Genomic DNA, 11,768 nt, shown 5'->3' on the forward strand with positions numbered 1-11,768 from the left:
TAAAAATCAAGTGAGGTTCTTATGGCGAAATCCTATACAAAAGCACAGATTCGCGAAATCACCCGTCGTTTCGGCCTGATTCCCTTAAAATCAAGCTTAGTCTCATCGCTGTACCGAAAAAATGCTGTGATCCAAGTAAAAACGAAAAAGGGAACTTATGCATTAAAGCCCTTTAGTCGTTCAAAGATGGCTCGTTCAAATACGATTCAACAGATGGAACGAGCTGCGAGCTATATAAGGCTTTTGAAAAAGAGAAAATATACCTACATGCCCACATGGCTCCCCACTCATTCCGGTAAGCTATGGACTTTGTATCAAGAGACGCCATTTTATGTAAGTCAGTGGATCAAAGGACGGGGACTGGAGACCGCTGAAGATTTCGAAAAACTGGGGTTGGCTCTTGCCACACTTCACGCTACATCCACCGGCTTGCATCGGATGGAGAAAGGAAAGTCCCCTCCGACCATTCAACAATTGCGGATATGGAAAAACCAAGATCGTCTTTTCCAAAAAAAAATGATAAAAATCAGCCGCCAGAATAAAGAGTACCGCAACTGGTACAACACTCATGGAAAGGACTGTAAACGTTTATCCAGACGTGCATGGAAGGATTTGCAGGACGCATCCATTATAAGACTGCTTCGGACGGAACGTCGGCACCCCTCCTTGATACACAGTGATATCACCACCCCGAATGTCATTATTTCAGATGACGGTCATCTTAAAATCATTGATTGGGATCGGGCTAAGATTGGCTCAGTCTATGCTGATTTGGCAAAGGCTCTTATGAATACAACTCAATTTAATCCTGAATTTGTGCAATCCTTGTTGAGGGGATACCAAAAACGCAAACCACTCAGCCGAACTGAGCGGAAGATTGTTACAGCTTTATATAAACTGCCACGAGAAGCTTGGCATGCTTCCCGACATCCAAATCGTTCAAGAGACCGCGAAATCCTAGACAACTGGGATCAGTCGTGGCCTCTTCGATTAAAAATCATCCATATTTTGCAGGAGTGGGCCCGTGTATAAAAGAAAGTGAGGAGCAAAATGTCGATTTTATCGAATGTTGAGCAAATGTACGGAATCAAAATTCAGCGTAGCCGTCAAATGAAGGACATTCACAAGATTGAAACTGCCAATACAACTTATTGCTTAAAACCCTATAAATTCCCGGAAGAAGAGATTCGTTTTATTACACGTGTCTTGTCCTACCTGGATGAACGCGGGTTTACACGTAGCCAAAAGGTCTATCCAACCGTACAGCAAACAGCCTACATGACCTATGAAGGCGTTTCGTATACATTAACCAATTGGGTTCATGGACCCAGGCCGGAATTTACAAAAAGAATAGACTTCAAAAAAGGAATTTCTACTTTAGCCAAATTCCACACCAGTGCCGTAGGCTTTCCTGTCACGGAAGCGCCGCCTTCCAGAATCCGTTATGAAGGCTTGAGCGATGAAATAGCTGAATATAAAAAACGCCTCAGTCCTTACAAAGGCACAGCACATCTCCTAGCTCTTTGTGAAGAAGTGTTATATCGTCTACAGCAACCCAAAGTTCGAGCAGCAATCCAGCAGGAGCAAAAAGCAGCTGCATTAATACACGGTGACTATAACTATCCCAATCTGGTCAAAGACAGGCAGCTCAAAATCCATTTGATCGACTTCGAAAATTGTTCCCTACATGTAAGGATGAAGGATCTCTCCCATCTTCTTCATCGGAATTGTCTATGGAACGCGACAAAGATGCTGCGCGCGATAGAATTTTATCAACGATATCGACCGTTGAGCACTCAGGATTTGCATCTGCTTCATACGCTATTGATCTCTCCCTATCATGTGGTCCGCAACCTTAGAATAGGCGGCTTCCGTTCTGCGAAGCGAGTCATTCCATCATTCGTGCATTTGAACAAATACCGACGTGAACTTAGATCACTGCTATAATCAGTTGGCATGGAACTAAGCAAAAAAACAGACCCGGTGATAAGGTCTGTTTTTTTGTGTTTTGACAACTAGCTAAGGAAAATCGGCATGTTACTAAACGAATCGATTTTCTGATTGTACCGGTACAACCAAAAATTTATAGCATTGTACACAGCACGCCCCCCTTTTACAATGATGCTAAGACTCAATGCTCATTTGTTTCGAGAAGAGAATTTGGCAAACTAACAATAGAGGTGACTGTACATGTACACCATGACAAAAGAAGAAATAAAAGCTTATTTGAACAGAATCGGAATTCCCGAAGTTCAGCCTCCTACCCTATCCTATTTAGTGGAGTTGCATAAGGCACATGTAAAACATCTTTCATGGCAAACGTTGGACATTTTTGCAAGAAAGCCGGCTGCCATTGGTTTTCAAGAATCTGTTCAACTCATTCTACATGGGAGAAGTGGTTATTGTTTTCATCTGAATGGTGCCTTTAGTGCGCTACTACATTCACTAGGGTACAAAGTTTCTCTGCATCATGCTGGGGTACAACCTTTAGGAGCTGAGCCTCGCATTAATTCATTTCATCTTGGATTAACAGTGAACTTGCTAAATGAGCAGCAAGAAGATGAAGTATGGATTGTAGATGTCGGACTGGGCGATATGCCATATGAGCCTCTTCCGCTCCTGATGGGGACTTATGAACAAACCCCACTTCGTTATAAAGTTATGGAATCTGAAGTTGTTACTAATGGTTGGCGTTTAGAACACGACCCGCTTGCTTCATTTGTTGGTGTTGATTTTGCCCCTACGGTTGTTCAGGATTTGGAAGAATTCAGGCCGAAACATCATTTCTATAGCCGCTCCGTGGAATCTCCATGGTTTAACCTGTTTCTAATTCGGCAAAGGCAAGCATTAGAAGCGAATGAACTCAGAGGATGTATTTGGAAGAAACGTGGGCTAAACGGTTTGGAAAAAATAGAGCTGGATAAGAAGTCGCAGTGGCTGGAAGTATTGGCAGATGTATTTGGTGAGCCGCTCGTTAACTACAGTCACCAGGAACGGGACGAGTTATGGAAAAGAGTACTTGCGGCTCATATGGAATGGAAAAAAATCTTTGACTGAAGCGTTACAATAGAGAAGCTTCCTCTAATTCCTTGTTTCAAAGATTCAGTCATTCTTTCATAGGAATATGCACTTCCTCTGTTGCCTCTGTTGCGTTGATTGGACTGCCACACAGGAAGAGCATCGCTTTGCCAGTATCCAGCCAGCTAAACGCCCGAAAACTTCCAGTTCTCCAGGATATACCGCTCAGCTACATCTCACACCTCCAGCATTTCCGGGGAATGCTGCAACATTTCCAATTCCTTCACCATGTTTTCAATCAGCTTTGTAAACGAAGCCAATTCTTCCGAGCTGGAGGCCTGTTGCCGGGCACTGGCTGTTGTGGTAGCGGTTTCGGACTGCACACTGTCAAGCATACGGGCAATATCCAGCACCTTGCGCTGAATTTGCTCCTGTGCTTGCTTTGAATTAGATGCCAGCTTTCGCACTTCCTGCGCCACCACTTGAAATCCACGCCCTGCTTCTTGCGCATGGGCTGCCTCAATCGCCGCATTCAGTCCCAGCAGATGAGTCTGATCGGACAATTCTCGAATGGTACTGCTCATCTGTTCAATATGCTTAATCTCGTCACTCAATTGCAATACCAGTTCCTCTGTATGTTCCTGCGAAGAAGCAGTATTGCAAGCACTCTCCGCGATATTATCGGTATTTTCCCTAAGTTCGGCAATCATCCCCGTCAAATTTTGTGCAATTCGGGACACCACAGTCAGCATCTGCGTTTGTTCATCGGCGAGCTCGTTAACTTGCTCCTTTTCCTTTTCCTGATAAGCTTCCAGCACAAGCTGAGAATCCAGATTGAACATTTTGGAAAGAGCGTGCACAATAGAATACCAGTCCTCAATCCCCGAACGCTTTAAAATGTCTACTGCAATATCCAGATAAGCAATGTACGTACCCAAATAATAATCGGAAGACAATCCGATCCGGGAATGTACCTGCCCCACAAAAAGGCGGTGTTCGATAAACTGATCATCTATTTTCCCATCTGCAAGAGAAAGCCAGTATTCACGTTGTGTTTGCTTTAGTCGCTCAATATTCGACCATTTAGAGATAATCGACACGAGATGCGGAACCTTTTCTACATGCTCATAAAAACGATCCACTACCTCATTTACAATAGATTGGAATAGCCCCTGATAATGATGTAATAAAGCCAAATCACCATCAGTAATACCAATATATTGTATCTGTTTTAATCTACTCTCAGCGACATGAATCATAAGTTCCTCCAAATAATAGTTTACATAGATTTTACATTACCATATTTATCGGCAACTTTTTAGAAAATGTTAAAAAAGCAGAAGATTGATTATGATTTTTTTCATATTAATTTCAGTGAATTTTATAAACACAACTCCCTAATAATACAAAAAAAGAACCCGCCAGCACCTCAAACGCTCTGTGCCTGCCGGATTCTCTTCACCATCCATTTCAATCCATAGCTTCATTACACAATTGTTTATTTCCCCTTACCGATTCAGGAGGCTACCTACATACCTCAATAAATCGTTGGCGCTGGCTCCAGTGTAGCCATGCTCCTCAATCAGTCGCTTAATCACCTCATTCATCCGTTTGAGCTGATTAGCATCAGGCGTTTTGGTCGAAGTTGTGATCTTCACAATATCCTTCAAATCGGCGAACAGCTTCTTTTCAATGGCTTCTCGCAGCCGATCATGATGATGATACTCAAACTTTCGCCCCTTGCGAGAATAGGCGGAAATACGGATTAATATTTCCTCACGGAATGCCTTTTTCGCATTTTCCGACACCCCGATTTGCTCCTCGATGGAGCGCATAAGCCGCTCATCCGGGTCGAGCTCCTCATCTGTGAGCGGATCGCGGATTTTCGCCCAATTGCAAAAAGCTTCGATGTTATCTAAATAGTTATCAAACAGCGTCTTGGCTGATTCTTCGAAAGAGTACACAAAGGCCTTTTGTACTTCTTTTTTCGCTAATTCATCATATTCCTTACGAGCCACGGAAATGAAATTCAGATAACGCTCCCGCTCTTCCTTGGTGATGGAAGCGTGTTGGTCTAAACCATCCTTAATGGCTCGTAAAATATCCAGAGCATTGATGGACTCCACATTTTGCTTAATCAGCGCACTGGAAATACGATTAATGACGTACCTTGGGTCTACGCCGGACATGCCTTCTTCCAGAAACTCATGTTGCATCTCCTTCAGATCGGCCTCCTTATAGCCTTCGACCTCCTCACCGTCATACATGCGCATCTTTTTAACCAAATCCATACCCTGCTTCTTGGTTTCTTTCAACCGGGTGAGCACAGAGAAAATGGCAGCCGTTCGCAGCGCATGAGGAGCGATGTGAATATGACGCATGTCACTTTGCTCAATGAGTTTGGCATAAATCTTTTCTTCCTCGGACACTTTCAGATTATAGGGAATGGGCATTACAATCATCCGCGATTGCAACGCCTCGTTCTTTTTATTCGCAATAAAGCTTTTATACTCCGATTCATTCGTGTGAGCTACGATCAATTCATCTGCACTGATGAGCGCAAACCGTCCGGCCTTGAAATTTCCCTCCTGGGTCAGAGACAATAAATTCCACAAAAATTTCTCATCGCATTTCAGCATTTCCTGAAATTCCATCAGTCCGCGATTCGCTTTATTCAGTTCTCCGTCAAATCGATAGGCGCGCGGATCAGATTCCGAACCATACTCCGTAATGGTGGAGAAGTCGATGCTGCCTGTCAAATCGGCAATATCTTGTGACTTTGGATCAGAAGGACTGAACGTACCTATGCCGATCCGGTTTTCTTCCGATATAAAGACCCGCTCCACACGCACCTTTTCGATGTCGCCATCAAATTCCGTACGCAATCTCATCTGGCAGGATGGGCACAGATTACCTTCAATGCGTACACCCAGTTCCTTTTCGAATTCGGGACGCAACTCATGAGGAATAAGATGAAGGGGATCTTCATGCATAGGGCAGCCCTCTATGGCATACACAGCTCCCTGATCTGTTCTTGAAAACTTCTCCAGCCCACGCTTTAGCAAGGTGACCAGTGTCGATTTCCCTCCGCTAACAGGTCCCATCAAAAGAAGGATACGCTTGCGGACATCGAGCCGCCTGGCTGAGGAATGGAAGTACTCCTCCACCAGCTTCTCCAGTGCACGATCCAGCCCAAAAATCTCCTGCTCAAAAAATTTATATCGCTTATGTCCCCCAACCTCTTCTACACCAAAAGATTCAATCATTTTGTAAACCCGTGCATGAGCGGTCATCGCCGGTGTCGGGTCTTTCTTGAGTATCTCGATATACTCTCTAAAAGTGCCGTTCCAGGCCAAGCGGTTGTTCTCCGCTCGGTACTCCGCAAGGCGGTCAAAAATATTCATGCTCGGTTCCTCCCATGACTGCGTAATGACTATCCTCCACTCTTGATGATTATGGCTACACTCGTCACGCCTTTCAGGATATGATGCGATCCTCTTAAAAAAAGTGTAATACATACCTATGCAGATTGATTTCAGAATTGACCTATTTTTTGTGACAGGTCTCTAGGCTTTTTCCAAAAACAAAGGGATTCACTATGTTAAAATAGACAACAACGACGCGGACCTGACGCATTATGGTACAATATAAGCTCGGAATAATAGGATAAAGGAGCGGGAGAATCCATGGCGGTTCGGCATGAGACGGAGCTGTACGCTCCAGTCAAAGCCTTTTTTGAAAATTTGGGATATGAAGTCAAAGGAGAAGTGCGTAACTGCGATTTGGTGGGAATCAAGCCAGGGCAGCAAACGCCACTGATTGTGGAGATAAAAAAGACGTTTAACCTGGCGTTAGTGCTGCAAGGTATGCAGCGCTTGAAGCTAAGCAGCAATGTATATGTAGCCGTAGAACGGAATCGTGCCAAAAAAGGGGCGGTGAATCAACGCTGGAATGAACTGATCGGACTGTGCCGCCAGTTGGGGCTTGGCTTGCTCACCGTCACGCATTTTAAAACAAAGCCTCCACTCGTTGAGGTGCTGTGTAAGCCCGTGGCATCTAGTGATGATGTTTACAAAACGACTGCCATTCGTCGCGGCTCGCGCAAGGAAAAGCTGCTGCGGGAATTCCACGCACGCAGCGGTGACCACAATGTCGGCGGTAGCACCCGGCGCAAGCTGGTCACTGCCTACCGGGAAAAAGCGCTGCGCGTAGCCGCTGCTTTGCAGGGCTTGGGAGAAGCCGCCCCGGCGCAGCTTGCCCGTACAGCAGCCGTCAGCGATGCTGCTGCCGTACTCCAGCGTAACTACTACGGCTGGTTTGAACGTGTAGCCCGCGGTCGCTATCGGCTGACTCCGTTCGGTGAAGCCGCCCTGAGCGAGTATGCGGAAGTGCTGCAGCAGCAGGGGATTGAAACTTCCGCTGGAATGGCGGCAGAGTTTAACGAGAGTAGCGAGCAATTGCAGATTGCGGACGCATCCGTCGGTTATTCCACCATTGTAGCGGAAGCAGAGGATGACTGACCCTCGGATATTTATTTTGACTAGCTTCGCGCAGTAAATTCTCCGATCGTCTCACCGATCAAATTCATGCCCATAAGCAGCTGTTCTCGGCCCGGGTGGCTAAAGTTAAGGCGAATATGGGACGCACCTTCATCGCCAACCGCACACAGCGCACCTGGCATAAAGGCTACGCCCTTGGGTAGCGCCGCTTTGAGCAGCAAGGCGCTGTCCAGCCCAGCGGGCAATTTCACCCACACGTACATCCCACCAGATGGAATATGATACGTCACATCTTTCCAAAACGGACGCTTGAGCAGCTCCAAGAGTAATTGGAGCCGAGTTGAATATTCCTTGTTTAACATTGCTAAGTGCTCGTGCCATTGAAAACGCGAGTTGGTAAGCAATTGGAACAGCAGCCGTTGGTTCATCGTACTAGATTGCACGTCAGCCAGCTGCTTCAAGGCGTACATCCCTTCAATCAGCGGCGCAGGACCAGCCGCCCAGCCAGTTCGCAGTGCAGGGGCAACTGTTTTATTAAATGAACCGATATATAGCACTTGACCACCCTGACCCGCATGATCCAGCGCGAATAGTGAGGGGTAAGCCTCTGCAAACTTTCGGCTCTGCGCATGCGGACTCTTATCATGAGTTTCGTGCTTTGTCTTAAAATGCAATTCACCGTAAGAATCGTCCTCAACGACTAACACCTCATGACGTCTACACAGATCCAAAATTTCCTGCCGTCTAGCCGCGCTCCATAAGGAGCCTGTCGGATTCGTAAACGTTGGCGTAGCAAAAAAAAGCTTGGGGCGATAACGGATCATTAAAGCTTCAAGCTTATCGGGAATAACGCCCTCCCCATCTGATTCTACAGGAACGACCTGCGCCCCTTGCATAGATAGCACCTGCAAACATCCAGGGGATGTCGGGTTCTCGACCAATACCGGATCACGCTCATCCACCATCAGCCTTACGATCAAGTCAATGGCCTGCTGGCTACCTGTGGTGAGAAGGATTTGACCTGGTGGTACTCTTACTCCTTTACGCTGTTCCCACTCTCCCGCAAGCCATGCCCGCAACGGAAAATAGCCCTCCGGTTCACCATACTGGAGGGCGTCAGGGCCGGAGCCAAACACATCATGAGCCGCTTCTTCCAATAGTTTCACCGGAAACAGCTCTTGTGCGGGCAATTCTTCAGCCAAAGATATAAAGGAATGTTTTCTCGCATTTTCCCGGATATGACGCACTGGAGAAGCCAACATCGCAGCCGTTCGTGAAGCAAAGGAATATTGCATGAACATCCTCCTTCTCCTGAAAATAGTCATGATCTCCGGGCTGACGCGTCAAGCATATAACTGCTTCATCTGACGCGCATATAAGGCATAACGTTCAATCGCCTGCGCCCGGCTGGACACACCTAATTTCGCATAAATTTTACGTAAATAATTATCAATGGAGCGCCGACTAACTTCGATCTCGACAGCAATTTTGTCATATGTAATTCCCTGTACAATACGTTCCATAATAAAAACTTCGGTTTGCGTCAATTCGTCAAAAGGCTCCGAAGCCATTAACGGCATAAATGGCCAGTTTCCACAACGAATCCAATCCATCGGTAATGAAGCAAATCCTTCGCGCAAACCGTTGATCAGGTGAATTAACTGGCTCGGTGATGCCTGCTTGGATAGCATTCCATTTGCACCAAGCGAGATTAACTGCTGGAACAACGTAATATTGTCCTCATCCGTCATAATAACAATATGGCTGTCCGGAGACAAGACCCGCATTTGTGTCAAAAACGGTTCCGCCGTTCCCTCAGGCAACCTATAGTCCATTAAAATAATTTCCGGGCGAATGGAGCAAACCAGCTCCAGGCCTTCTGTGCCGGAGGAAGACATCCCTCTAACAAGCAAATCCTGCTGGTCTTCCAAAATAAGCTTTGTTCCCAGCATACTTGTAGGATGAATATCTATGATGACCACCTGCCATACTTTTCTCATATCTAAACCTCCTGATTTACAAAAAAATACATATTTAACGAAAATAATCATAAAACTAAAGAATGCTTATGTAGAAATTGCGTAAATGTGAACGTATAGGAAGCGAAAACGATTTAAGGAAATTGTATCCTAGGACTTCCTTCCGATGCAATCTCTTTTTCCAATATTTTTATATGACTATTTCGCTTTTGCGAAATAAATAGGCCCATGATAGAATTGGTACTGCAAATAAAGACTGGAAATTTGAATTTACACGGGAGTTGAAAATCGCATGCAAGCTTCACCTGAACGTCCTCCTGCCGAAGCCCGGCGGAGCAATTCAAGAAAGGGGTTGCCCGTAAAGACTTTTCTGCTATTTTGGTTCATTCTTATTATACTAGGTGCTCTCGCAACCTATCTGTATAGCAATCACTTGAAGCAGCAAATGCTAAACGAAATGCAAACCCATACAGACCAACAGATTCAGGCACTCAAATCCGACTATGAAAAGCAACTGACTGCACTTTCCAAGGAAGTTAGCGGATTGCAGGGCAAAGTTCAGTCCTTCAACGAACTACTGACCTTTACAAAGGATAATGCCAATAACAAGACCGATAATAGCAATAAACTGTATACTCAATTAAATGAAGTCAAGCAGCAACTCAATACACTTCAGAAAAAAATGGACTTGCTAAAATGAATGTAGATGCAAAGCTAGTAAACCGATTCTTTATGTTGGCCCTTGCTCCTTTTATCGGTTTGTTAGGGTGTATTTTGTTAGTGCATCCCCCTTTGAGCTTTCCTGAATCTACATCTCCGAGTCTGCAAAAAGCCGAAATCACTCTACAAGCGCAATCAGTAGGCAAGCAGCTTGATGAAGCCAAGCAAACAGCAACGTATACCTTATCTACGATTCGCCGAACGTCTGAGATTTACAAACAAACGACCCAAACGATGAATCAGCTTGTCGTGACTGCCTCTGCGCAGTCCAAGCGACCCGCGGTTATCTATAATCGGCGCATCACTGCCAAACTGGGTGTTCCCTATTACCAGGTAGATAGCAACCGGATTACCATTGAATTGTTTAAAGTAAACCCGGGAATTTATCACGGATACGCTATGAAAGTCAAACTTAAAGATCCTACGGCAATGAAAATGTCTTTGGGAAATGACAAGTTGGGTGGCTCAGAAACGACCATGCGTGCAGTCTTGAGACACGGAGCTATTGCTGGCATCAACGCAGGCGGCTTTGCCGATGGAGATGGCAAACGCTATCCATTAAGCACTACTGTCTTGAACGGCCGCTACCTTACTGGCTTTCAGTCGAGTTTCAAGGACTTGTCATTCGTTGGATTGAGTAACGACGGCAAGCTTATTGGGGGCAAATTTTACAATCAAGGTGCTCTTGACAGCTTAAAACCTGCCTTTGGAGCTACCTTCGTTCCCGTTCTGTTACAAAGGGGACAAAAAGTGCCTATTCCTGATAAATGGAAAGTCTCTCCCAAGCGGGCTCCACGTACAGTCATTGGCAACTATAAAGATGATCAGTTGCTCATTATTGTCGTAGACGGCTACAATGAAAGTGGGGGTTCAGGTGCAACGCTCGAAGAACTCCAAGGGAAGATGTTCAATCTGGGTGTTCAAGATGCTTATAATTTGGACGGCGGCGGTTCCTCGTCCCTTATACTAAACGGCCGAATCGTAAACAAACCGTCAGATGGTAATTTGCGTCCAGTCCCTACTCATTTTTTGTTCTATAAATAGTTAGGTGTAGTTTACTATCCAATTAAATATATGCTGTTCAGGCATAGCTCTATCCGAAAAAAAGCATCACGAACGAATGTCGTGATGCTTTTGCCTCATTTAGGAGGAGTACTGTGTCATTTCTGTCAGGCATTGAGCACAAATATAACGTTCTTTGAAATCGTTCACTTGTTCTATTGAGCCGCAGAATACACATTTTGGACGATAACGCTCCAAAATAATATGGTCGCCCTGAACCAAAATTTCGACAGGATCTCCCTCATTCATTTGATATCTTTTACGTAGTGACTTAGGCAGAACTATTCTCCCCAACTGATCAACTTTACGTACCACACCGGCAGGTTTCATCGTGATCGTACACCTCTCCTATTGAGTATTAACTTTCAATTTTCTTTCCAGGCGAAAAACTAGGTACAAAGACACTATTCTTTATGTAGTATTCGCTGTCTTTTTGTCGAATCCTGCTGATCGCAGGAAATTTTATTACATTTTTTCATAAAATCATGAA

The 11,768-nt window shown here is 45.2% G+C and carries 11 protein-coding genes; 6 read left to right on the forward strand and 5 right to left on the reverse strand.

The window, feature by feature from the left end:
- Nucleotides 1-21 precede the first annotated feature (21 nt).
- The 3 genes from BN1546_RS03890 (at nucleotide 22) to BN1546_RS03900 (ending at nucleotide 3,057) form a co-directional block, all read left to right on the forward strand.
- Nucleotides 22-1,032 carry an aminoglycoside phosphotransferase family protein gene (locus tag BN1546_RS03890; protein ID WP_090736052.1) on the forward strand — a complete coding sequence of 337 codons (1,011 nt, stop codon included), beginning with the start codon at nucleotides 22-24 and terminating at the stop codon, nucleotides 1,030-1,032.
- 18 nt (nucleotides 1,033-1,050) lie between these two features.
- Nucleotides 1,051-1,947, forward strand: coding sequence for a phosphotransferase (locus BN1546_RS03895; RefSeq protein WP_040101772.1), 897 nt, complete (start codon nucleotides 1,051-1,053; stop codon nucleotides 1,945-1,947).
- Between the two features lie 243 nt (nucleotides 1,948-2,190).
- Nucleotides 2,191-3,057: an arylamine N-acetyltransferase family protein gene (locus BN1546_RS03900; RefSeq protein ID WP_025676396.1), complete on the forward strand. Its 867-nt coding sequence runs from the start codon at nucleotides 2,191-2,193 to the stop codon at nucleotides 3,055-3,057.
- 197 nt (nucleotides 3,058-3,254) lie between these two features.
- On the opposite strand, the gene BN1546_RS03905 is transcribed toward BN1546_RS03900, so the two are convergent.
- Nucleotides 3,255-4,277 carry a globin-coupled sensor protein gene (locus BN1546_RS03905; protein ID WP_090736055.1) on the reverse strand — a complete coding sequence of 341 codons (1,023 nt, stop codon included), beginning with the start codon at nucleotides 4,275-4,277 and terminating at the stop codon, nucleotides 3,255-3,257.
- 249 nt (nucleotides 4,278-4,526) lie between these two features.
- Nucleotides 4,527-6,422, reverse strand: a complete 1,896-nt coding sequence (locus BN1546_RS03910) for a PrkA family serine protein kinase (RefSeq protein WP_013370145.1) — start codon at nucleotides 6,420-6,422, stop codon at nucleotides 4,527-4,529.
- A 282-nt stretch (nucleotides 6,423-6,704) separates the two neighbouring features.
- Here BN1546_RS03910 and BN1546_RS03915 point away from each other — a divergent pair, with 282 nt between their 5' ends.
- Nucleotides 6,705-7,538: a DUF2161 domain-containing phosphodiesterase gene (locus BN1546_RS03915; protein WP_090736057.1), complete on the forward strand. Its 834-nt coding sequence runs from the start codon at nucleotides 6,705-6,707 to the stop codon at nucleotides 7,536-7,538.
- A 20-nt stretch (nucleotides 7,539-7,558) separates the two neighbouring features.
- On the opposite strand, the gene BN1546_RS03920 is transcribed toward BN1546_RS03915, so the two are convergent.
- The gene (locus BN1546_RS03920) at nucleotides 7,559-8,812 is read right to left on the reverse strand and encodes an aminotransferase-like domain-containing protein (protein ID WP_013370142.1); all 1,254 of its coding nucleotides are present in this window, start codon (nucleotides 8,810-8,812) and stop codon (nucleotides 7,559-7,561) included.
- 48 nt (nucleotides 8,813-8,860) lie between these two features.
- On the reverse strand, nucleotides 8,861-9,517 hold the full coding sequence (locus BN1546_RS03925) for a response regulator transcription factor (RefSeq protein ID WP_013370141.1): 657 nt from the start codon (nucleotides 9,515-9,517) through the stop codon (nucleotides 8,861-8,863).
- Between the two features lie 271 nt (nucleotides 9,518-9,788).
- Between BN1546_RS03925 and BN1546_RS03930 the strand changes: the two genes are divergently transcribed.
- Together BN1546_RS03930 and BN1546_RS03935 are read left to right on the forward strand one after the other, a co-directional pair.
- Entirely contained in the window at nucleotides 9,789-10,196 is a 408-nt protein-coding gene (locus BN1546_RS03930; protein WP_013370140.1) for a hypothetical protein, read from the forward strand.
- Nucleotides 10,193-11,260, forward strand: a complete 1,068-nt coding sequence (locus BN1546_RS03935; RefSeq protein ID WP_090736060.1) for a phosphodiester glycosidase family protein — start codon at nucleotides 10,193-10,195, stop codon at nucleotides 11,258-11,260. The genes BN1546_RS03930 and BN1546_RS03935 overlap by 4 nt, the downstream gene beginning before the upstream one ends.
- A 99-nt stretch (nucleotides 11,261-11,359) precedes the next feature.
- Here BN1546_RS03935 and BN1546_RS03940 read toward each other — a convergent pair whose 3' ends face one another.
- Nucleotides 11,360-11,608 carry an AbrB/MazE/SpoVT family DNA-binding domain-containing protein gene (locus BN1546_RS03940; protein WP_014599574.1) on the reverse strand — a complete coding sequence of 83 codons (249 nt, stop codon included), beginning with the start codon at nucleotides 11,606-11,608 and terminating at the stop codon, nucleotides 11,360-11,362.
- Nucleotides 11,609-11,768 lie beyond the last annotated feature (160 nt).

It is taken from the genome of Paenibacillus sp. Mc5Re-14 (assembly GCF_001049835.1).
In the GTDB taxonomy this organism is placed as follows: domain Bacteria; phylum Bacillota; class Bacilli; order Paenibacillales; family Paenibacillaceae; genus Paenibacillus; species Paenibacillus polymyxa_C.

Coding starts and splice junctions, on each gene's coding strand:
- BN1546_RS03905 (WP_090736055.1), bottom strand. CDS start 4,277: ATGATTCATGTCGCTGAGAGTAGATTAAAACAGATACAATATATTGGT.
- BN1546_RS03915 (WP_090736057.1), top strand. CDS start 6,705: ATGGCGGTTCGGCATGAGACGGAGCTGTACGCTCCAGTCAAAGCCTTT.
- BN1546_RS03890 (WP_090736052.1), top strand. CDS start 22: ATGGCGAAATCCTATACAAAAGCACAGATTCGCGAAATCACCCGTCGT.
- BN1546_RS03940 (WP_014599574.1), bottom strand. CDS start 11,608: ATGAAACCTGCCGGTGTGGTACGTAAAGTTGATCAGTTGGGGAGAATA.
- BN1546_RS03900 (WP_025676396.1), top strand. CDS start 2,191: ATGTACACCATGACAAAAGAAGAAATAAAAGCTTATTTGAACAGAATC.
- BN1546_RS03935 (WP_090736060.1), top strand. CDS start 10,193: ATGAATGTAGATGCAAAGCTAGTAAACCGATTCTTTATGTTGGCCCTT.
- BN1546_RS03925 (WP_013370141.1), bottom strand. CDS start 9,517: ATGAGAAAAGTATGGCAGGTGGTCATCATAGATATTCATCCTACAAGT.
- BN1546_RS03910 (WP_013370145.1), bottom strand. CDS start 6,422: ATGAATATTTTTGACCGCCTTGCGGAGTACCGAGCGGAGAACAACCGC.
- BN1546_RS03920 (WP_013370142.1), bottom strand. CDS start 8,812: ATGCAATATTCCTTTGCTTCACGAACGGCTGCGATGTTGGCTTCTCCA.
- BN1546_RS03895 (WP_040101772.1), top strand. CDS start 1,051: ATGTCGATTTTATCGAATGTTGAGCAAATGTACGGAATCAAAATTCAG.
- BN1546_RS03930 (WP_013370140.1), top strand. CDS start 9,789: ATGCAAGCTTCACCTGAACGTCCTCCTGCCGAAGCCCGGCGGAGCAAT.